The following is a 20,828-nucleotide window of genomic DNA, read 5'->3' on the forward strand; positions in this document are numbered from 1 at the left end:
GCCTCAGCCGCGGGCCTGGATGAAGGCGTCCACGGCGCGGTCCACGTCCGCCTCCGCGTGGGCGGCCGAGAGCTGCACGCGGATGCGGGCCTGGCCGTGCGGGACGACCGGGTACGAGAAGCCGATCACGTAGATGCCCATCTCCAGCAGGCGCTCGGCCATCGCCCCCGCCTCGGCGGCGTCGCCGATCATCACCGGGACGATCGGGTGGTCGCCGGGCAGGATGTCGAACCCGGCCTCGGTCATCCGGCCGCGGAACCGTTCGGTGTTGGCCCGTAGCCGCTCGCGCGCCTCGCTGGTGGTCTCCAGCAGGTCGAGGATGCGCAGCGAGGTGGCGGCGATGGCCGGGGCGAGCGAGTTGGAGAACAGGTAGGGGCGGGAGCGCTGGCGCAGCAGCTCGCAGATCTCCTTGCGGCCCGACACGTAGCCGCCCGACGCGCCGCCGAGCGCCTTGCCGAGCGTGCCGGTGACGAGGTCGATCCGGTCGGTCACGCCGTGCAGCTCGGGGGTGCCGCGCCCGGTGGGGCCGACGAAGCCGACCGCGTGGGAGTCGTCGACCATGACCATGGCCCCGTACCGTTCGGCCAGGTCGCAGATCTCGGCCAGCGGCGCGAGGTAGCCGTCCATGGAGAACACGCCGTCGGTGACGATCAGCCGCCTGCGGGCGTCCGACGCCTCCTTCAGCCGGGACTCCAGCTCGCCCATGTCGCGGTTGGCGTAGCGGTAGCGGCGGGCCTTGGACAGGCGGATGCCGTCGATGATGCTCGCGTGGTTGAGCGCGTCGGAGATGACGGCGTCCTGGGCGTCGAGCAGGGTCTCGAAGACGCCGCCGTTGGCGTCGAAGCACGAGCTGTAGAGGACGGTGTCCTCCATGCCGAGGAAGTCCGAAAGGCGGGCTTCGAGCTCCTTGTGCACCTCCTGGGTGCCGCAGATGAACCGCACCGAGGCCATGCCGAACCCCCACCGGTCCAGCGCCCGCTTGGCCGCCTCGATCACCTCGGGGTGGTCGGCCAGGCCCAGGTAGTTGTTGGCGCAGAAGTTCAGCACCTCCTGGCCTGCGACGCTCACCTGCGCGCTCTGCGGGGTGCTGATGACGCGCTCGGGCTTGTGCAGCCCGGCCTCGGTGATCTCGTCGAGCGTCGCACGCAGCTCGTCCCGTACGTTCGTGAACATCAGGCAGCGCTCCAATCCAGGATGACCTTGCCCGTGCGGCCGCTCGCGGCCGTCTCGAAGGCGGCCTCGAACTCGTGGTGGGGGAAGCGGTCGGTGATCACGGGGGAGAGGTCGAGGCCCTTCTCGATCAGGACCGACATGTTGTACCAGGTCTCGAACATCTCGCGGCCGTACACGCCCTTGATGGTCAGCATCGAGGTGACCACGGTGGACCAGTCGACGGCGAACTCCTCGGCGGGCAGGCCGAGCATGGCGATCCTCCCGCCGTGGGTCATGGCGGCGATCATCTCGCGGAGCGCCGCCGGGCTGCCGGACATCTCCAGGCCCACGTCGAAGCCCTCCTTCATGCCGAGCTGGCGCATGCCGTCGGCCAGGGAGGCGCGGGAGACGTTCAGCGCGAGCGAGACGCCGAGCTTGGCGGCCAGGTCGAGGCGCTCGTCGCTGACGTCCGTGATGGCCACGTTGCGGGCGCCGACGTGGGTGGCGACGGCCGCGGCCATCAGGCCGATCGGGCCCGCGCCGGTGATCAGCACGTCCTCGCCCACCAGCGGGAACGACAGCGCGGTGTGCACGGCGTTGCCGAACGGGTCGAAGATGGCCGCCACGTCGGGGTGGACGGGCATCCGGTGCACCCAGACGTTCGTCGCGGGCAGCGTCACGTACTCGGCGAACGCGCCGTCGCGGTGCACGCCCAGCCCGATGGTCTTGCGGCACAGATGGCGGCGGCCCGCCATGCAGTTGCGGCACTTGCCGCACACGAGGTGGCCCTCGCCGCTGACCAGGTCGCCGACGGCGATGTCCTCGACGCCCGGCGCGACCGCGACCACGTGACCGCAGAACTCGTGTCCCACGATGAGGGGAAGCTCCAGCGTGTGCCGGGCCCATTCGTCGAATCTGTGGATGTGGAGGTCGGTGCCGCAGATGCCGGTCCGCAGCACCCTGATCTTCACCTCGCCGGGACCCACCTCGGGCTCCGGAACGTCGACGAGTGACAGGCCCGGCTCGGCCCTCTCCTTGACCAGTGCTTTCATGGCGCGCTTCCCCCTCTTCGAACGTAACGCACTGTGCCCGCCCACCGCCGGACGTGTCCATCGAGGAGTTCTTAAGTGCCCCCACAGCTCCGCTTCACGCCGCAGGTCACCACGCGAACGCCCGCCGCGGTCGGCGGCGGGCGTTCGCCTGAGCGCTCAGCGCTCGGCCTGGTCGCGCTGTTTGTCGAGGTCGGGGAACGGGGACGGCTCCCGGGCGCCCTCGGTGAGCTGGCGAGGGCCGTCGGGCCGCTCGGCGCTCTGGGCGTCGGCGACCGCCTCGGCCGCCGCCTCCGTGGCCTTGGCGATCTCCTCGTCCATCTCCGACGCCTCGGGCACGTTCTCGCGGGTGGCCGCGGAGGGCGGGAGCGCCTCGGTGAAGGCCTTGGAGACGCCCTGCAGCGCCGAGGTGACCTCGCTGGGGATCACCCAGAAGGTGTTGCCCTCGCCCTGGGCGAGCTGCGGCAGCACCTGGAGGTACTGGTAGGCGAGCAGCTTCGGGTCGGGGTCGTTGCGGTGGACCGCCTGGAAGACCTGGTCGATGGCGCGCGACTGGCCCTCGGCCTCCAGGATGGCGGCCGAGCGGGCGCCCTCCGCGCGCAGGATGCGGCTCTGCTTCTCGCCCTCGGCGGTGAGGATCTGCGACTGACGCTGACCCTCGGCGGTGAGGATCGCCGCGCGCTTGTCGCGCTCGGCCCGCATCTGCTTCTCCATCGCGTCCTTGATGGTCTTCGGCGGGTCGATCGCCTTGATCTCCACCCGGTTGACCCGGATGCCCCACTTGCCGGTGGCCTCGTCGAGGACGCCGCGCAGCTGGCTGTTGATGGTGTCACGGGAGGTGAGCGTCTTCTCCAGGTCCATCGAGCCGACGACGTTGCGCAGCGTGGTCACCGTGAGCTGCTCGACCGCCTGGATGTAGTTCGCGATCTCGTACGCCGCCGCGCGCGGGTCGGTGACCTGGAAGTAGAGCACGGTGTCGATCTCGACGACGAGGTTGTCCTCGGTGATGACCGGCTGCGGGCGGAACGACACGACCTGCTCACGCAGGTCGATCATCGGGTAGACGCGGTCGATGTACGGGATGACGAAGTTGAGGCCGGGTTTGAGCGTACGGTGGTAACGGCCGAGTCGTTCGACGTTGCGCGCCCTGGCCTGCGGCACGATGCGCACCGCTTTCAGCACGGTGAACACCGCGAACAAGATGACGAACAGGCCGACCAGCAGCAGTGGATCCATGTCTCACTCCCGGGGATATACAAGGGCGGTGGCGCCGTCGATCTCGATGACGTCGACGGTGGCACCGGTCGGGATCACCAGCGTCTCGTCGTAGGCCCGCGCCGACCATTCCTCGCCGGCCAGCCGGATGCGGCCGCCGCGGCCCGTCACCTCTGACAGCACGTAGGCGGGCTTGCCGACGAGCGCGTCGACGCCGAACCTGGTCAATGAGGGCTGGCGGATGTTGTGCCGCTGGACGAGGGGCCGGATCACGACCAGACCGGCCGTGGAGGTCAGGGCGAAGACGAGCAACTGCAGCGGGACCGGCAGGCCGATCGCCGCGGCCCCGGCGGTCAGGAGGGAGGCGACGCCGAGCAGGCCCAGAGCCGCGGTGAGCGTGAAGATCTCCGCCACACCGAGAACGACTGCGAGGATTACCCAGATGATCCATTCATCCATGCTCCGGCCCTCCTGTGAGTAATAACGGGCCTGTGGACGTCATCGTTCCCCCTTCCACCGTAATCCGGGAATCACGCTTGCGGCAGAGGCGTGTCGCCCGGAGAACGGAGCGCGCTTCCCTCGCGCCATTTCTCCCAAGGCATTTGCCAGAATCCCCATCCGTTGTCCCATTCCAGGTCGCGGTCGGTGCCTATGATCACGACCGGGTCGCCGCGCAGGGAGTGGGCGTGGAACCAGGCGGCCTGGTCGGGGCGGGCGTTGACGCAGCCGTGGCTGACGTTGCGGCGGCCCTGGGCCCACACGTTGTCCTTGGCGTGGACGTACTCGCCGCTGTCGGAGATGCGGACGGCGTGGTCGATCATGACGTCGTAGTAGCCGGGGTCGCCCTTCTCGCGGCCGGGCGAGATCATGCGGACCGGGTGGCCCTTGTCCATGGTCAGGTGGACGCCGCTGGTGGTGGTGTACTCGCGGGTGGTGGCCATGCCCGCGCTGATCGCCATGTCCTGCACGGTCCGGCCGTCGCGGCGGACCGTCATGCGGTGGGTGCGGGTGTCGATCCGGCTGGTCTGGTCGCGGCCGACGGAGAAGGTCAACGTCCGGTCGGCCGTGCCGTAGACGCCGGGCGCGGCCCGGACGCCGGCCAGGTGGGCGGTGACGGTGACCTGCTGCCAGGCGGGCCAGAACCGCCGGGTGCGGTAGACGACCCGGGTGTCGCCGATCCACCGCCAGGCGCCCTCGACCGGCCGGTCGGCTCTGACCTCCAGCGCGCGCTCCACGGCCGCCCGGTCCCGCACCGGGAGGTCGAAGTCGAGGATGATCGGCATGCCGACGCCGACGGTCTCGCCGGGCCGCGGCGCCGTGGCCGTCACCTGGAGACTCCGCTCGGCGGCGCGGGTGCGGAAGCCGCCGACGGCCACGGTGCGGCCCGCCGCCGTCACGGTGACCGTGTACGCGGCGCCGGGCCGCAGCGCCCACCGGGAGCGCCAGGTGGTGCGGGCCGCGTCGAGGTCGCCGGGGACCGGGAAGCCGTCGGCGTGGGCGACCACGCGGTGGAGCGGGCCGCCGTGGGCGCGTACCACGAGGCCCTGGTCGGGACGGGCCTGGCCGGCGCCGAGCGGCGGGGACACGCTCACCAGGGGCGGGCGCGGGGCCGGGGCCCGCGCCGTCACGGCGCCGCAGCCGCCCGCGGGGAGGAGGAGGGCGGCCAGCCAGACCGTCGCGGCGCGCCGCAGCATGTCACTCCTGCTTTCCTGGGGAGCCTCAAGGGAAGCTCCAAGGTTAGCGAGAAGTCACGACACAGGCACGCCGAGTCACCTATCCGACTTTTCCGGTCACCTCTCCGAGGCTGATGTCCCCCGCGGTCGCCCGGATCGTCACCGTGTCGCCGTCCTGGAGGAACGCCCTGGCCTCGCCGCCGCCCAGCTTGATCGGGTCGGCGCCGTTCCAGGTGAGCTCGATCAGCGAGCCGCGCTCCTCGCGCAGTTCGCCGGAGACCGTGCCGCTGGCGAACAGGTCGCCGGTGCGCAGCGAGGCGCCGTTCACGGTGAGGTGGGCGAGCATCTGGTCCGGCGTCCAGTACATGCTCCGGTACGGCGGCCGTGAGACCACCTCCCCGTTGAGCTCCACCTCCAGCGTGATGTCCAGCCCCCAGTCGTCCTTCCTGCGCAGGTAGTCGAGCGGCTCCGGGTCCTGGGCCCGCCCCGGCACCCTGGGCAGCGCCTCCAGCGGCGTCACCCACGGCGAGATGGAGGTGGCGAACGACTTGCCCAGGAACGGCCCGAGCGGCACGTACTCGAACGCCTGGATGTCGCGCGCGCTCCAGTCGTTGACCAGCGTCACCCCGAACACGTGCTCCTCGAAGGGGCCGGCCGGCGAGCCGAGCGCGGACGGCACGCCCACGACGAACCCCAGCTCGGCCTCGATGTCGAGCTTGGCCGTCGGCCCGTACACGCCGGCCCGCAGCTGCCCGTGCGGGCGCCTGACCGGCGTGCCGGACAGCACGACGGTGCCGGCCCTGCCGTGGTAGCCGACCGGCAGGTGGCGCCAGTTGGGCTTCAGCGGCTCGGAGTCGGGGCGGAAGATCCGCCCGACGTTGCTCGCGTGCTCCAGCGAGCAGTAGAAGTCGACGTAGTCGGCCACCTCGAACGGCATGTGCAGCCGCACCTGCTCCAGCGGGATCAGGTGCGGCTCGGTCACCGCGAGGTCGCCGGACAGCTTGTTCCTGATCAGCTGCCGGGTGTCGTGCCAGGCCGTGCGGCCCCGCGCCATGAACGGGTTGAGCGAGGGGGCCGCGAACACCTCGTCATGCAGCGCCGCGGCCAGGTCCAGGACCCGGTCCCCGTAACGGACGCCCACCCGGGGCGCCTCCCCCTGCCGGGAGAAGACCCCGTAGGGCAGGTTGTCCAGACCCCAGCTCACACGTCCTCCTCGATCAGTCTCAGCGTCTTCAGGTCGTCCAGCGGCGTGGCCGTGTTGCACGAGCCGTAGCTGACCAGGAGATGCCTGGCCCGCTTCGCGGTCTGCTCGGGAACGGCCCGCGCCATGCGCACGAGCTGGCCTACGTCGGTGGCGCGCAGGGCGGGCACCGGGTCGCGGCCCTCCACCGCCTCGCACACCGCCACCAGCAGGTTGAGGAAGCCGTGCCGGTCGACGCCGAGCGCCGGGTCGAAGTGGCGCACGGCGTGGTGCAGCCCGGCGGTGGCCTTGAACGGGATGTCGCCGGCCACGCAGAACCGGATGAACGAGCCGAGCTGCTCGGCCTGCGGGAACTCCTCCGGCCGCGCGCCGCCGCAGCGGACCTTCAGCCCCACGCCCTCCGGCACGTCGGAGACGAACTTCGTCGGCGACACCTCGACGAACAGCCGCACCCCCTGCGGGAGCCGGGGGAGCAGCTCGCGGGCCAGCTCCTCGACGCTCCGCTCGGGCGGCAGCTTGACCTCGGCGAGGTCCACCGGCAGGTCGCCGAGGTCCGGCGGCTCCGGCGTGTCGAGGATCACCCCGATCCGACGCGGCCTGAACGGTTCGGCGCGCAGCCGGTCGAGCCGGCCGGCCGGGCACAGGAAGCGGTGGGTCAGCACCGGACTGCCCCGCTCCTGATCGCGGCGGTGGCGGTCCAGCGCGTCGGACATGTGCAGCGACGTCGGCGGGAACAGGCCCGCGTCGTCGACCAGAGCGGTGTAGAGCGTCATCGTGACCAGGTCCAAGCGTATCCGGGGTCCTCGCAGGCCAGCGCGCCCTGCCCGAGGTCCAGCGGGCGGAAGGTGTCGACCATCACCGCCATCTCGCTGGTGGTGGTGACGCCCCGGGCGACGGCGTCGATCACCGCCTCGACGGCGCCCGGCTGCGGCCCGTGCGTGAACCCGGCCGGGTGCAGCGAGATCGAGCCCACGTCGATGCCCGATCCTCTGCGCGCCGAGTAGTCGCCGCCCACGTAGAACATGAACTCGTCGGAGTCGACGTTGTGGTGGTTGTAGGGGATCGGCACGGACTCGGGGTGGAAGTCCAGCGGCCTGGGGCAGAACGAGCAGATCACGAACCCCGGCCCCTCGAACGTCTGGTGGACGGGCGGCGGGGCGTGCGTCTTCTTCACGATCGGCTCGAAGTCGTCGATGTTGAAGGCGTACGGGTAGAGGTAGCCGTCCCAGCCGACCACGTCGAACGGGTGGTTGCGGTAGACCAGCCGGGTCAGCCCGCCCCTGGTGCGCACCAGCACCGGCACCTCCTCGCCCTCGGCGAGCAGCGGCTCGGCGGGCGCCCGCAGGTCGCGCTCGCAGTAGGGGGCGTGCTCCAGGAACTGGCCGTACTGCGACAGGTAGCGCTTGGGCGGCCTGATGTGCCCGGCCGCCTCGATGGCCAGCACGTTGACCCGGCCGCGCGGCACCCAGCGGTGGATGGTGCCGGTGGGGATGACCACGTAGTCGCCGGGGCCGGCCTCGATCACGCCGTACGTCGACTCGAAGCGGGCCGTGCCCTCCTGGACGTAGACGCACTCGTCGCCCATCGAGTTGCGGTAGAGCTCGCTGGGCTGGTCGCTGGTCGCGTACGACAGCCGGACGTCGCCGTTGCCGGCCAGCAGGATCCGCCCGGACACCAGGTCGCCCGCGCTGGCGAGCTCCGTGGTGCGGAAGTGGCGCGGCGACAGCGGCAGGTTGGGCTCCAGGCGCGTGTCGCCGACGGGCGTGACGGCCTCGGCCTTGACGATGGCGGTCGGCAGGTGGCGGTGGTACAGCAGCGAGGAATCGGAGGAGAACCCTTCCTCGCCCATCAGCTCCTCGGCGTACAGGCCGCCGTCGGGCCGCCTGAACTGCACATGGCGCTTGCGGGGCAGCTCGCCCACGGCGCGGTAGTACGGCATCCGCCCCTCCTTGACCGTCCGTTTATCGGACGCATGTGTCCTCTATATGTGACAACCGTCCGACATCGGCGAACGGATGTCAACCCAGGGCCGTCAACCCAGGGCCGCTGCCAGCTCGGCGGCCGCCTCGACCACGCGGGGTCCGGCCGACTCCGCGAGCGGCCCGAACGTGACCACCCCGACCGAGGCCTCCAGCCACGGCAGCCCGAGCACGGGCGCGGCCATCCCCCTGGCACCCTCCTGCAACTGCCCCTCGGTCACCAGATATGCGGACCCGCCCGTCCGGCCCGCCAGGATCGCCTGTCCGGCCGCGCCTTTGGCCAGCGGATGGCGCGCGCCCTCCCGGTAGGCCACGTGCATGCTGGTCCACGACGGCTCGACCACGGCCACCGCCAGCGCGTCGTCGCCCTCGGCCACCGTGAGGTGCGCGGTCGCGCCCACCTCCTCGGCCAGCCGCCGCAGCGTGGGCACCGCCGCCGCTCGCAGCAGCGGCTGCACGGCCTGGGCCAGCGCGAGCAGCCCGAACCCCAGGTGGACCCGCCCCTCGGCGTCGCGGCGCACGAACCCCTCGTTGAGCAGGGTCGTCAGCAGCCGGTAGACCACCGGGCGGCTCAGCGACAGCTCGGCGCTCAGCTCGGTCGGGGTCCGCCCGCCCCGGCCGTCGGAGAGCAGGCGGAGCAGGCGGAGCCCGCGTTCGAGCGTCTGAGCGGATTCAGCGGCCATGGAGCGATTATCCAGGGCCCTCCGTGTAACTGTGGTGACTGTATGCGGCGAAAGGGGTACGTAGGGGAACAGAACGCACCGGGGGGAAAGAATGCGGCAAACGTGGATTCTCCTGGTTGCCGGATTGGCTATGTGCGCGTTCCTCCCCGCTCTCCCGTCCGTCGGCGCGAGGGCGATCTACATGGCCAGGGCGACGCCCACGGCGACCCCGTACAGCGCGCTGGTCGAGGACACCTTCTACCTGACCGTCGGCATCGAGGTCGAGCAGCGGCTGCTTCCCGTGGAGAAGGGCGTGAGCATCCGCCCGGGGCCGCTGCTCGCGCCGGGCATCGGCGTGGACGCGAGCGGCCGGGTGTACGGCAGGCCCGAGCGCGCGGGGACCTTCGCGGCCCCGGTCCAGATCTGCCGCGGCCGGACCTGCTCCGCGCAGCAGGTCACGTTCGTCGTGCTGCGCAACGTGCCGTGGGCTCCCGCCGTGCTCACCTTCCCCGGCCGGGTCGGGGAGCGGCTGTACGAGTCCATCACGATCAGGGGCGGGCCCGCGGGCGTGCCGCCGGCGTTCACCGTGACGAATCATGAGGCGCTGCCCGAAGGCGTCACCATCGGTCCCGACGGTCAGGTCGGCGGCGTGCCCACGACCCCGGGGGTGTCACGGGTGCCGGTGCGCATCTGCCTGGCGGGCAACTGCGCGGGGGTGGTGGTGACACTGATCGTCGTCTGACCCTCTTGCCTTCGGCGGTCGTCCCCGGTCACCGTGGTTCCATGAAATCGGTCATCGTGGTCGGATCGGGTATTTGGGGTTCATCGCTTGCTTTGCGGCTGGCCGAAACCGGGTGGCGGGTGACGCTGATCGAGCAGCATCAGCCGGGGCACGTCCGGCAGTCCAGCGCGGGGGAGACCCGGCTGATGCGCTGCGCGCACGGCACCGAGGAGTGGTACGCGCGCCTGGCCTGGCGTGCGCGGGACGGCTGGCGGCGGCTCGGCGAACGGGCCGGGGAGGAGCTGTACACCGAGGCCGGCATGCTCTGGTTCGCCCAGGTGGAGGACGGCTGGGAGCACGCCAGCGCCCAGGTCCTGAAAAATCTGGATATTCCGTGTGAGGTGCTCGACCCCGCCGACGGCGCCCGCTTCTTCCCCGACTTCAACCCGGCCGGCCTCAGCCACCTGCTCTGGGAGCCGCACGCCGGCGTCATCAGGGCGCGCCGGGCCACCCAGATCACCGCCCGGCTGGCCGAGGCGGCCGGCGCCCGGCTCGTCCGCGGCCGCGCGACTCCCGCCGACGGCGCGGCCGTCGAGGTCGGCGTCGAGGTCGGCGTCGAGGTCGGCGGCGAGGTGCTGGCCGCAGACCGGGTGGTCTGGGCCTGCGGCGCCTGGCTGCCCGAGCTGTTCGACGTGCCGGTGACCGTGACCAAGCAGGACACGCTGCACTTCGCGGTCCCCGCCGCCTGGTCCACCCCCGGCACGCCCGCCTGGGTGGACCACGCCGCCGCCGCTTACGGCCACGGTGACGTGGACGGCGTGGGCATGAAGGCCACCTCCGACGCCGAGGGACCCGCGTACGACCCCGAGCACGGCGAGCGCGCCGTGGACGAGGCCGGCGTCGCGCACGCCCGCTCCTACCTGGTGCGGCGGTTCCCGTCGCTGGCGTCCGCGCCGGTGCTGTTCAGTCAGGTCTGCCAGTACGCGCTCACGCCCGACGCCGAGTGGATCATCACCGAGACCGCGCCGGGCGTGTGGCTGCTCGGCGGCGACTCCGGCCACGGGTTCAAGCACGCCCCGGCGCTGGCGGAGTACATGGCGGGCATCCTCGACGGCGCGTACGGGCCGGAGCCGCGGTTCGGGCCGCACGAGCGGACGCCGACCCGGGGGCTGCGGACCAGCGGGCAGGCAGGGTAGGGCTCAGGCCGAGACGGCTTCGACGCGGGCCGGGGCGCGCAGGCCGCGCACGCCGGGCGACAGCAGCGCCGCACAGGTGGACAGCACCACCAGGCCGCCGCACGCCAGCAGCGCGTTGTGCACGCCCATCAGCGCCGCCGCCGGCCCCGCCAGCATGAGCCCGACCGGGCCGAACATCAGCGAGCCGAGCGCGTCGTACGAGCTCACCCGCGACAGCGACTCCGGCGGGACCTCCCGCTGCATGGTCGTCGTCCACAGCACGCCGAACACGTCGAAACAGACGCCCAGCACGAACGCGCCCGCCACCGTCACCCACAGCGGCGCGCCCGACCCCAGCAGGAAGTACGGCAGCGCGGACGGCAGGCAGAGCAGCGTGCCGACCAGGATGGGCCGGCGCGGCCGGACCCGCAGCGACACCATGACGCCCGCGATCGTGCCGATCGCCTCACCCGCCAGGAACGCCGACCACGCCGCCGGGCCGCCCAGGCTCTCCTTGGCCAGCAGCGGCCCGAGCACCCCGTGACCGGCCTGCACGGCCATCACCAGGATCGAGAACTGCGCGACCACGACCCAGATCCACTGCCGGGAGCTGAACTCGCGCCAGCCCTCCCGCAGGTCCTTCAGCACGGAGCGGCGCTCCTGCCGGGCGGCGACCAGGGGAGTGGCGGCGACCAGGGGAGTGGCGGCGACCAGGGGAGTGGCGGCGACCAGGGGAGTGGCGGCGACCAGGGGTGTGGGTCGGACCAGGGAGATCAGCACCCCGGCGACGGCGAACAGGCCGCCGCTCACCGCCAGCGCCCAGCCGCCCCCGACGAGCACCACGGTGGCGCCGCCGGCCACCGCGCCGGCCATGCGGGCGACGTTCGCGCCCAGGCCGAGCAGCGCGTTGCCGGCCTGCAGCCGGTCGGGCGGCACGACCTCCGGGATGATGCCGGTCAGCGCGGGATAGAGCACGGCGATGGCCACGCCGCTGCAGGCCGCGGCCGTGGCCAGCGCCCACAGCGGGGTCCAGCCGGACAGCAGCATCGCGGCCAGCCCGAAGAAGGCCAGGGCGTTGGCCCACTCACCGGCCATCATCACCCGCTGCCTCGGGAACCGGTCGGCCAGCACGCCGGCGAAGAGCATGAACAGCACCATCGGCAGCGACTCCGCGGTCAGCACCACCGACAGCGTCGTGGCGGTCGCGCCGGGCAGGCCGAGGACGCCGAAGGCGAGGGCCACCGGGGCGAAGGCGGTGCCCAGCATCGAAAGGGTGCGGGCCGAGAAGAGCAGAGCGAATCTGCCGTCCCGGAACAGGCCCAGGTCGCCGAGGATTTCACGCACGCTCAAGTTTCGCCGGTACGAACCGGCCTTGTCGTCCCTATTTTCACAAGGTCAGCCACAGGCGGTAGAGATCGACCGTTGATCCCGATATTGTGCGACGTGCCAGCCGATCACTCCCCGGAAGTACGGTGCCATGCGACTGCGGCAGCTCTTCGTCATCGGTCTCGCGCTCTCCCTGCTCGGCATCGGCGTCCCGGCATGGTCCGCGGAGGACCCGCGGAGCTGCAACGACCTCATGGCGGCCGACACTCCCGCGTACGTCGTCTGCCGCTGGATGGCCACGCCCGAGGAGGCCGCCGAGATCGCCCGTTTCTGGCTCGACAACGACGGCCAGAACATGCGCGACTCCGGCCCGATGAACCCGATCGTCATCGACTGCGCCGAGAGCGGCGTCCAGTGCGCCACCGACTCCGAGGGCGACGGCGAGATGCACGACGTGGGCAGCCCCGACGTCGAGGGCGGCGAGGACGGCGGGCAGCCCGAGTGCGCGACCGCCGAGCCGTGCTTCGTCGACCCCGACGAGGTCACCGGCAAGGCGTTCCAGCAGGCCGTCGAGACCCCCGCGGGCCAGGCCGTCAAGACCGCGGCGGCGAGCGGCATGCGTGTCTGGATCGACACCGAGCTGGCCGACGACCACCAGGCCGGCAAGCTCGCCGACACCGCGAAGAAGATAGCCGCCCTGGCCGCCCAGCCCGGCGTGGTCGGCATCCGGTTCGGCTCCGGCGTCGGCTACGACCAGAAGTTCGCCACCGCCGAGGAGCTCGACGCGTTCATCGCCTCCGCCTCCGCCGCGTTGCGCAAGCTCGCCCCCGGCAAGAAGCTCGCCGTGCAGACCGCGGTGCCCGTCTTCGGCTGCGGCGCCGACGAGGAGTGCAAGCGGGCCGTCACCGGGAAGCAGCCGCTGCTCGACCCGGACCGCATCGGCGCCTGGCTGGCCAAGGGCCTGATCGACCAGCTCTCCCTCGACGGCGGCCACTTCGCCAGGTACGCCCCGTGGCGCATCGACCCCGCCACGGCCCAGCGCAACCAGTGGATCCAGGTCCGCGCCCGAGCCTGGGACGCCTACGCGCAGATCGCCGCCGAGGACACCGGCTTCGCCGCGGCCGGCGGCTCCCGCCTGACCGCCGAGCAGGCCACCCAGGCCATCACCGACCGCATCGTCGCCCCGCTCCAGGACGACGCCGCCGAGACCGTCACGCTGTGGACCCGCTGGCAGGACGCCCAGGGCCGGGTCAGCCGCGTCTCCGGGGCCAAGTGGGCGGCCAACCCCACCTGGGACCAGCTCGGGAAGCTCACGTCCATCCGCCCCCGCCTGGCCACCCTGTACGACCCGGTCACGCCGGAGGTCGACGTGGCCGCGGACCTGAAGCAGCTGTCGGAGATCTTCGGCCAGGTCTACGTCCGCACCGCCTGACGGCGCCGGCTTGAGTGCCGGCGCTACGGCTTCAGGAAGGCGCCGAACTCGTGCAGGTCGATGAGGCCGTCGCCGTCCTGGTCGAGGCGGCGTACGCCCGCCTCGGCGGCCTCCAGGGTCACCGGCTGGCCGAGGACCTCCATCAGGCGGACCAGCTCCTCGGCCGAGATGCGGCCGTCCTTGTCCGTGTCGATGAGGTCGAAGGTGATCGCGTGGTCGCTCATGATGGGCATCCCTCCGAGTGTCCGTTCGGTCAGACCTTAGTGGTGATTTGTCCTGTGAGTTGAGGAACGCCGTTAACCGGTGGCTCCGGGAAGGCGCTCGTGGGCGTCTACCTCACGGAAGATCGGTCAAACATGATCGGCCATCGCGTCCAGGAAGGCGGCCACCCACGGCCTGGTGTCACCGTCACGCCAGGCGATCGCCAGCTCGGACGACGGGAGATCCGGGACCGGGCGGTGGACGAGACCGGGTCGCTGGTAGAGCTCGGCGTTGCCTTCGGCGACGAGGACGACTCCCAGGCCGCCCGCGACCGCTTCGAAGACCTCTTCGGGGCTGCTCGCCGTGCTGCCGATCGCGGGGACGGTGTCGCGGGCGTGCAGGGCCAGCCAGAAGTCCCGGAGCGGTCCGGCCGCGGTGGGCAGGGCGACGAAGGGCTCGTCGCGCAACGCGGCGAAGGGGATCTCGTCCTGTCCGGCGAGGCGGTGGTCGGCGGGGAGCACGACGTGGACGCGTTCGGTGGCCAGCACCCGGGTGGCGAGGCCGGGCGGGGCGGGCAGCCAGAGGAAGGCGACGTCGGAGCCGGCGTCGGACAGGCCGGCGCTCGGGTCGTCCCAGCCGACCAGGCGCAGCGAGACCTCCCAGCCGGGCATGGCGGCGCGGAAGCGGCGCAGCGCCTCCCGCTGGAGGCCCCGGCCGACTGCGGTCTGCATGCCGACGACGAGGGTGCCGGCGGGCGCCGCGGCGCGCACGGTCTCGTAGCCGGCGTCCCACCGGGTCAGGAGCTCCCTGGCCACGGGCAGCAGCGCAGCACCCTGCCGGGTGAGCGCGACGCCGCCGGGGACCCGGTCGAACAGGACGCAGCCGAGCCGCCGTTCCAGGGCCCGGAGCTGCTTGGAGAGCGCCGGTTGCGAGACGAACAGGCGCTCGGCGGCGCGCGTCACGCTCAGCTCCTCGGCGATGGCCGCGAAGTACCGCAGGTCCCGGAGATGGACGTCCATAACCAACGGTTATAGCAAAGGGTCTTGGACGAATCCCGCGGGCCGGCGGCACGATCGGATCCATGAAGAAGCGTGCGATCGGCGGACTGGACCTTCCGGCCATCGGGTACGGGGCTATGGTGCTGTCGCCGGGTGTCTACGGTGACATCGACGACGAGCGGGGCGCCTCGGCGCTGCGGGCGGCGCTGGACGCGGGAGCCGTCCACGTCGACACGAGCGACGCCTACGGCGTGGACGGGCACAACGAACGCCTGGTCGGGCGGGTGATCAAGGGACGCGGGGACGAGGTGGTGGTGGCCACCAAGTTCGGGCTGGCGGTTCCCCAGGGCGAGCCGGCCAGGGCGCATCCGGTCGGGCTGGCGTTCCGTGAGCTGCGGGTGAACGCCGAGCCGCGGCTGGTGCGCCGGTACGCCGAGCGGAGCCTGCGCAACCTCGGCGTGGACGCCGTCGACCTCTACTACCTGCACTACGTGGACCCCGGCGTGCCCGTCGAGGAGACGGTGGGCGCGATGGGCGAGCTGGTGAAGGACGGTCTGGTCCGGCACCTGGGCGTGTCCAACGTGACGGCGGAGCAGCTGCGCCGGGCGCACGCCGAACACCCGGTGGCGGCGGTGCAGACCGAGTGGTCGTTGTGGCGGCCGATCGACCCCGCCCTGCTGCGGGCCGCGCGCGAGCTGGGCGTGGGGGTGGTGGCGTGGAGCCCGCTGGGCGCGGGATTCCTGACCGGGACGGTCGGCGGACTCGGCGAGGACGACTTCCGGCGCCACGCGCCCCGGTTCGCGCCGGAGAACCTCGCGGCCAACAACGATCGCTACGCCCCGATCCGGGCGCTCGCCGATCAGCTCGGGCTCACGCCCGCCCAGCTCGCCCTGGCCTGGCTGCTGCACCAGGACGAGCACGTCGTCGCGATTCCCGGCAGCCGCTCGCCGGCGCACATCGCGGAGAACGCCGAAGCCGCCGGCGTCACGCTCCATCCCGACACGCTCGCGAAGCTCGACGAGGCGCTGGCCCGCTTCGAGGTGATGGGCGGGACCATACTCTAGAACGCTCGATCGACCCGTTCTTTGCCGCGATTTGGGGGTAGCCCGCCCCCATGCGTATGACGTACACGAGCGACCTGTGGTGGAAGAACGCCGTCGTCTACTGCCTCGACGTGGAGACCTTCAAGGACGGCAACGGAGACGGGATCGGCGACTTCCGGGGGCTGTCCCAGGAGGTCGACTATCTGGCCGACCTCGGGATCACCTGCCTGTGGCTGATGCCGTTCTATCCCACGGCCAACCAGGACGACGGCTACGACGTGACCGACTTCTACGGGGTGGACCCGAGGCTGGGCACGCTGGGCGACTTCGTGGAGTTCATGCGCACCGCGCACGACCGGGGCATCCGGGTCATCGCCGACCTGGTGCTCAACCACACCTCCGACCGGCACCCCTGGTTCCAGGAGGCGCGCCAGGGCAAGGACTCGCCGAGGCGCGACTGGTACGTCTGGAAGGACGAGCCGGAGCCGGAGCCGGAGTCGGTGGTCTTCCCCGACCAGGAGGACAGCGTCTGGGAGTACGACGAGCGCTCCGGCCAGTACTACCTGCACAGCTTCTACAAGCATCAGCCGGATCTGAACGTGGCCAACCCGGCCGTGCGCGACGAGCTGTCGCGCATCCTCGGGTTCTGGATGGAGCTGGGGCTGTCGGGGTTCCGGGTGGACGCGGTGCCGTTCCTGATCGAGAACATCTCGCCGGAGCTGGGCGAGCCGCACGAGTTCCTGGCGGGCATGCGGGCCTTCCTGACCCGGCGCAAGGGCAACTCGGTGCTGCTGGGCGAGGTCAACCTGCCGTACAAGGAGCTGCTCGCCTACTTCGGCGACGGGCTGGGCGACGAGCTCACCATGTGCTTCGACTTCATGGCCATGCAGAAGACCTGGCTTGCGCTGGCCCGCAAGGAGGCCGCCCCGCTCGCGGCGGCGCTGCGGGAGCGGCCGCAGGCGCCCAAGGACGCCCAGTGGGCGATGTTCCTGCGCAACCATGACGAGCTGACGCTGGACAAGCTCTCCGACGAGGAGCGGCAGGAGGTGTTCCAGGCGTTCGGGCCGGAGGAGCACATGCAGATCTACGGCCGCGGCCTGCGCCGGAGGCTGCCGGCCATGTTCGACGGCGACCTGCGCCGGATGAAGCTGGCCTACAGCCTGATGTTCTCGCTGCCCGGCACGCCGGTGCTCTACTACGGCGAGGAGATCGGCATGGGCGAGAACCTGGAGGTCGATGGCCGCATGGCCGTCCGCACCCCCATGCAGTGGTCGAAGGACGGCGGTTTCGGCTCCGCCGAGCCGGTGCGGCCGATGCCGGAGGGGAAGTTCGGGCCCGAGCACGTCAACGTGATCGACCAGAAGCGCGACGACGGGTCGCTGCTGCGCTGGATCCAGCTGCTCGTCGAGCGCTACCGGGAGTGTCCCGAGTTGGCCTGGGGCGAGTACGAGGTGCTGGACGGCGGGCATCCGGCCGTGCACGCGCACCGCAGCGGCACCGACGGCGCGACGGTCGTGGCCGTGCACAACCTGGGCGAGGAGACGGTGGAGGCCGAGCTCGACCTCGAAGGGCTCGCCGGCTGCCAGTTGACCGACCTGCTGGTGGACGGCACGGTCGAGGTGCCGGACTCGGGCAGGATGCGGATGGAGCTGGGCCCGTACGGCACGCGCTGGCTGCGGGCGACGGACAAGGAGACCTCTCCCGCCGACGCGTCGGCCAAGGCCGCCTGAGGGGCCGCCTGAGGGGCCGCGTCAGGGCCAGGCGCGCATCGCCAGGGCCGCGGTGAGCTCCAGCTCGTCGCGGCCCGTGCCGTCGCGGGCCTGGGTGGACATGCCCTGGATGACCGCCGCGTAGTAGGTGGCCAGCGCCGTCGCGTCGGTGGACGGCGGGAGCAGCCCGGCCGCCACGTCACGTTCGATGCGCTCTCTGATCGCCGCCTTGGCCGACTCGCGCGAGACCCGTAGCAGCTCCTCGACCTCGGAGGACTCAGGCCCGCAGTTCACCGCCGCCGAGATGATCATGCACCCGTGCGGGTGGCCGGGGTCGGTGTACTCGTAGGCGGCCTCGCGCAGGATGCGCTCGATCGCCTGCCTGGCCGTCGGCTCCTCGGCGAGGGCCCGCGCGGTGAACGCGCCGTAGGTCTCCTGATAGCGCCGCAGCGCCTCCTCGAACAGCCGCCGCTTGTCGCCGAAGGCCGCGTACAGGCTGGGTGGTCTGATGTCCATCACCGCCGTCAGCTCGGCGACCGAGGTCACCTCGTAGCCGTGGCGCCAGAACGTGCGCAGCGCCCGGTCGAGTGCTTCCTCGCGGTCGAAAGCTCGTCGTCTCCCCATGCGAACCATTCTATAGTGACTGCTATGCTATTTTTCTGTAGCGACCACTAAAGAAAGGGGTTCGGCGGATGAAGACCGCTCTGGTGACGGGTGCGAGCAGAGGGATCGGCCGCGCGACGGCGCTGCGGCTGGCCCGCGACGGCTTCCGCGTCGGCGTCCACTACGGGGTGAACGCCGCCGCGGCCGAGGAGGTCGTCCGGTTGATCGAGGCGGACGGCGGCAGCGCGTTCACGCTCCGCGCCGACCTGGGAGAGCCCGGGGAGGTCGAATCGCTGGCCGGACAGGTCCGGCAGGCGGCCGACCGGCTCGACGTGCTGGTCAACAACGCCGCCATCGGCACGTCCATGCCCATGGAGCAGGAGACGGTGGAGGCGTTCGACCGGGTCTTCGCCGTGAACGTGCGCGGCCTGTTCTTCCTCACCAAGCTCCTGCTGCCGCTCATCCCCGACGGCGGCCGGATCGTGAACGTCACCTCGGGCGTGGTGCACATCGCCTTCCCGCAGGCGATCGCGTACGCCATGACCAAGGGCGCGGTGCGGACGTTCACCCTCGCGCTGGCCAAGGAAGTGGGCCCGCGTGGGATCACGGTCAACGACGTCGCCCCCGGCATCATCGACACGGACCTGAACGCGGGCTGGCTGCACACCCCCGAAGGGCAGGCGTACGCGAAGAGCGTGCACGCCGTCAACCGGATCGGCCGCGCGGACGAGATCGCCGAAGTGATCGCCTTCGCCGCCTCGCCGGGAGCGAGCTTCATGACCGGCCGCACCCTCGACGCCACCGGCGGCGGCAACCTCTAGCCAGCTCACCGGACGGCGGTTAGCGTCCGGTCACATGCAGACCAGAAAGCTCGCCGCAGGAATGGCGGCCGCGCTCGTGGCCGCCTCCCTGGCCGCACCCCCCGCGCAGGCCGCGGGGGGCAAGCCGGTCACTGTCACCGTGATGGGCACCTCCGACATCCACAGCAACGCGCTCAACTGGGACTACTACCGGGACGCGCCCTTCACCGACCGGGACGGCAACCACGTCGGCCTGGCCAAGGTGTCCACCCTGGTGAACCAGGTGCGCGCCCAGCGCGGGGCCGGACGCACCTTACTCTTCGACTCGGGTGACACCATCCAGGGCACGCCGCTGGCCTACTACTACGCCAAGATCGAGCCGATCACCACGACCGGCGAGACCCACCCGATGGCCAGGGCCATGAACGCCATCGGGTACGACGCCGTCACCCTGGGCAACCACGAGTTCAACTACGGGCTGCCGCTGCTGGCCACCTGGATCAAGCAGATGAAGGCCCCGGTGCTCGCGGCCAACGCGGTCGACGCCAGGACGGGACGGCCCGCGTACCGGCCGTACGTCATCAAGACCATGAAGGTCAAGGGCGACAAGCCGGTCCGGGTCGGCGTGCTCGGGCTGACCAACCCCGGCGTCGCCATCTGGGACAAGGCCCACGTCGAAGGCAGGCTGCGCTTCACCGATCTGGTCGAGTCGGCGAAGAGGTGGGTGCCGGAGATCAGGGGCGCGGGCGCCGACGTGGTCGTGGTGACCGCGCACGCCGGCGACAACGGCATGTCGTCCTACGGCGGCGACCTGCCCGTGGAGAACGCCTCCGCCATGGTCGCCGAGCAGGTGCCCGGCATCGACGCGGTGCTGTTCGGGCACGCGCACACCGACGTGCCGGAGCGGTTCGTCACCAACCGGGTCACCGGCGAGCAGGTGCTGCTCAGCGAGCCCGGCAAGTGGGGCCAGCGGCTCAGCGTGCTCGACTTCGAGCTCGTCAAGCACCGCGGGCGGTGGAAGGTCACCGGCAGGTCCGCGACGACGCTCAACACCAACGCCGTCGCCGAGGACCCCCGGATCGTCCGCCTGATGAAGCCGCAGCACGACGCCACAGTCGGCTACGTCAACACCGTCGTCGCCCGGTCGGCCCAGCAGCTCTCGGCCGCCGAGTCCCCGTACCGGGACACCGCGATCCTCGACTACATCCAGCACGTGCAGGTGGAGACGGTCAAGCAGGCGCTGCCGGCCAACACGCTGCCCGTCGTGTCGATCGCGGCGCCGTTCAGCCGCACCGCCGTCTTCCCGGCCGGCGACATCCGGGTGCGGGACGTGGCCGGGCTGTACGTGTACGACAACACGCTGCTGGCCGTCAAGATGACCGGCGCCCAGCTCAAGGAGTACCTGGAGTACTCGGCCAAGTACTTCAACCAGCTCGCCCCCGGAGCCCCGGTGGACGTCGGCGCCCTCACCAACGCGGGCGGCACCCCCGACTACAACTACGACCAGCTCTCCGGCGTCACCTACGACATCGACATCGCCCAGCCGGTCGGCCGGCGCATCGTCGACCTGTCGTACGAGGGCGCGCCGGTCGCCGGCGACCAGGAGTTCGTGGTGGCCGTCAACAACTACCGGCAGTCGGGCGGCGGCGGGTTCCCGCACGTCACCTCGGCCGAGGTGCTCTACAACGCGCAGGTGGAGATCCGCCAGGCACTGATCGAGTACGCCACCGCCCAGGGCACCATCGACCCGTCGGGGTTCGCCGTGCGGAACTGGCGGCTCACCCGCGACGGCGTCCCGGTGTTCTGACGGTCACAGGTAGGAGGGGCCGGTGACGCGGTGCCGGAACGTCCACCACACCCAGGCCTGCGCCGCCACCATCAGCGGCATC

At 71.5% G+C, this 20,828-nt stretch carries 20 protein-coding genes; 7 read left to right on the forward strand and 13 right to left on the reverse strand.

The genetic code is table 11. The features are described from left to right. Positions 1 to 3: 3 nt before the first annotated feature. The 9 genes from OUY22_RS12790 to OUY22_RS12830 form a co-directional block, all read right to left on the reverse strand. A complete protein-coding gene (locus tag OUY22_RS12790) occupies positions 4 to 1,173 on the reverse strand; it encodes a glycine C-acetyltransferase (RefSeq protein WP_270155106.1) in 1,170 nt (389 codons plus the stop codon). After that, entirely contained in the window at positions 1,173 to 2,204 is a 1,032-nt protein-coding gene (gene tdh, locus OUY22_RS12795) for an L-threonine 3-dehydrogenase (protein ID WP_270155107.1), read from the reverse strand. Before tdh ends, OUY22_RS12790 begins: the two co-directional genes overlap by 1 nt. A gap of 156 nt (positions 2,205 to 2,360) precedes the next feature. Further along, complete coding sequence (locus tag OUY22_RS12800; protein ID WP_270155108.1) at positions 2,361 to 3,437, reverse strand: SPFH domain-containing protein; 1,077 nt, start codon at positions 3,435 to 3,437, stop codon at positions 2,361 to 2,363. A gap of 3 nt (positions 3,438 to 3,440) precedes the next feature. Beyond that, positions 3,441 to 3,875, reverse strand: coding sequence for an NfeD family protein (locus tag OUY22_RS12805; RefSeq protein ID WP_270155109.1), 435 nt, complete (start codon positions 3,873 to 3,875; stop codon positions 3,441 to 3,443). A gap of 71 nt (positions 3,876 to 3,946) precedes the next feature. Continuing rightward, positions 3,947 to 5,110: a L,D-transpeptidase gene (locus OUY22_RS12810; protein ID WP_270155110.1), complete on the reverse strand. Its 1,164-nt coding sequence runs from the start codon at positions 5,108 to 5,110 to the stop codon at positions 3,947 to 3,949. A gap of 79 nt (positions 5,111 to 5,189) precedes the next feature. Next, positions 5,190 to 6,293, reverse strand: coding sequence for a fumarylacetoacetase (gene fahA / locus OUY22_RS12815; RefSeq protein ID WP_270155111.1), 1,104 nt, complete (start codon positions 6,291 to 6,293; stop codon positions 5,190 to 5,192). Beyond that, positions 6,290 to 7,078 (reverse strand): hypothetical protein, encoded by a 789-nt coding sequence (locus tag OUY22_RS12820; RefSeq protein WP_270155112.1) that lies wholly within the window; start codon positions 7,076 to 7,078, stop codon positions 6,290 to 6,292. The genes fahA and OUY22_RS12820 overlap by 4 nt, the downstream gene beginning before the upstream one ends. Then, complete coding sequence (locus OUY22_RS12825) at positions 7,060 to 8,229, reverse strand: homogentisate 1,2-dioxygenase (RefSeq protein WP_270155113.1); 1,170 nt, start codon at positions 8,227 to 8,229, stop codon at positions 7,060 to 7,062. The genes OUY22_RS12820 and OUY22_RS12825 overlap by 19 nt, the downstream gene beginning before the upstream one ends. Before the next feature lie 93 nt (positions 8,230 to 8,322). After that, positions 8,323 to 8,952, reverse strand: coding sequence for a helix-turn-helix domain-containing protein (locus tag OUY22_RS12830; RefSeq protein ID WP_270155115.1), 630 nt, complete (start codon positions 8,950 to 8,952; stop codon positions 8,323 to 8,325). A gap of 130 nt (positions 8,953 to 9,082) precedes the next feature. Here OUY22_RS12830 and OUY22_RS12835 point away from each other — a divergent pair, with 130 nt between their 5' ends. Both OUY22_RS12835 and OUY22_RS12840 read left to right on the forward strand, forming a co-directional pair. Continuing rightward, positions 9,083 to 9,673 (forward strand): hypothetical protein, encoded by a 591-nt coding sequence (locus OUY22_RS12835; RefSeq protein WP_270155117.1) that lies wholly within the window; start codon positions 9,083 to 9,085, stop codon positions 9,671 to 9,673. Positions 9,674 to 9,714: 41 nt separating this feature from the next. Next, entirely contained in the window at positions 9,715 to 10,848 is a 1,134-nt protein-coding gene (locus tag OUY22_RS12840) for an NAD(P)/FAD-dependent oxidoreductase (RefSeq protein ID WP_270155118.1), read from the forward strand. A 3-nt stretch (positions 10,849 to 10,851) separates the two neighbouring features. Here the strand turns inward: OUY22_RS12840 and OUY22_RS12845 are convergent, their stop codons facing one another. After that, the gene (locus OUY22_RS12845) at positions 10,852 to 12,171 is read right to left on the reverse strand and encodes an MFS transporter (RefSeq protein WP_270155128.1); all 1,320 of its coding nucleotides are present in this window, start codon (positions 12,169 to 12,171) and stop codon (positions 10,852 to 10,854) included. A 133-nt stretch (positions 12,172 to 12,304) separates the two neighbouring features. Between OUY22_RS12845 and OUY22_RS12850 the strand changes: the two genes are divergently transcribed. Further along, entirely contained in the window at positions 12,305 to 13,585 is a 1,281-nt protein-coding gene (locus tag OUY22_RS12850) for a hypothetical protein (RefSeq protein WP_270155119.1), read from the forward strand. 23 nt (positions 13,586 to 13,608) lie between these two features. On the opposite strand, the gene OUY22_RS12855 is transcribed toward OUY22_RS12850, so the two are convergent. After that, the gene (locus tag OUY22_RS12855; RefSeq protein ID WP_333486671.1) at positions 13,609 to 13,809 is read right to left on the reverse strand and encodes an EF-hand domain-containing protein; all 201 of its coding nucleotides are present in this window, start codon (positions 13,807 to 13,809) and stop codon (positions 13,609 to 13,611) included. A 126-nt stretch (positions 13,810 to 13,935) separates the two neighbouring features. Continuing rightward, positions 13,936 to 14,805, reverse strand: coding sequence for a LysR family transcriptional regulator (locus tag OUY22_RS12860; RefSeq protein WP_270155121.1), 870 nt, complete (start codon positions 14,803 to 14,805; stop codon positions 13,936 to 13,938). A gap of 62 nt (positions 14,806 to 14,867) precedes the next feature. Between OUY22_RS12860 and OUY22_RS12865 the strand changes: the two genes are divergently transcribed. Both OUY22_RS12865 and OUY22_RS12870 read left to right on the forward strand, forming a co-directional pair. Then, positions 14,868 to 15,848 carry an aldo/keto reductase gene (locus OUY22_RS12865; RefSeq protein WP_270155122.1) on the forward strand — a complete coding sequence of 327 codons (981 nt, stop codon included), beginning with the start codon at positions 14,868 to 14,870 and terminating at the stop codon, positions 15,846 to 15,848. Positions 15,849 to 15,898: 50 nt separating this feature from the next. Then, the gene (locus OUY22_RS12870; protein WP_270155123.1) at positions 15,899 to 17,557 is read left to right on the forward strand and encodes an alpha-amylase family protein; all 1,659 of its coding nucleotides are present in this window, start codon (positions 15,899 to 15,901) and stop codon (positions 17,555 to 17,557) included. 21 nt (positions 17,558 to 17,578) lie between these two features. On the opposite strand, the gene OUY22_RS12875 is transcribed toward OUY22_RS12870, so the two are convergent. After that, positions 17,579 to 18,160, reverse strand: coding sequence for a TetR/AcrR family transcriptional regulator (locus OUY22_RS12875; protein ID WP_270155124.1), 582 nt, complete (start codon positions 18,158 to 18,160; stop codon positions 17,579 to 17,581). 68 nt (positions 18,161 to 18,228) lie between these two features. Between OUY22_RS12875 and OUY22_RS12880 the strand changes: the two genes are divergently transcribed. Further along, positions 18,229 to 18,960: an SDR family NAD(P)-dependent oxidoreductase gene (locus tag OUY22_RS12880; RefSeq protein ID WP_270155125.1), complete on the forward strand. Its 732-nt coding sequence runs from the start codon at positions 18,229 to 18,231 to the stop codon at positions 18,958 to 18,960. A gap of 34 nt (positions 18,961 to 18,994) precedes the next feature. Further along, complete coding sequence (locus tag OUY22_RS12885; protein WP_270155126.1) at positions 18,995 to 20,746, forward strand: bifunctional metallophosphatase/5'-nucleotidase; 1,752 nt, start codon at positions 18,995 to 18,997, stop codon at positions 20,744 to 20,746. Positions 20,747 to 20,828 lie beyond the last annotated feature (82 nt).

The sequence above is a fragment of the Nonomuraea corallina genome (assembly GCF_027620315.1).
In the GTDB taxonomy this organism is placed as follows: Bacteria; Actinomycetota; Actinomycetes; order Streptosporangiales; family Streptosporangiaceae; genus Nonomuraea; species Nonomuraea corallina.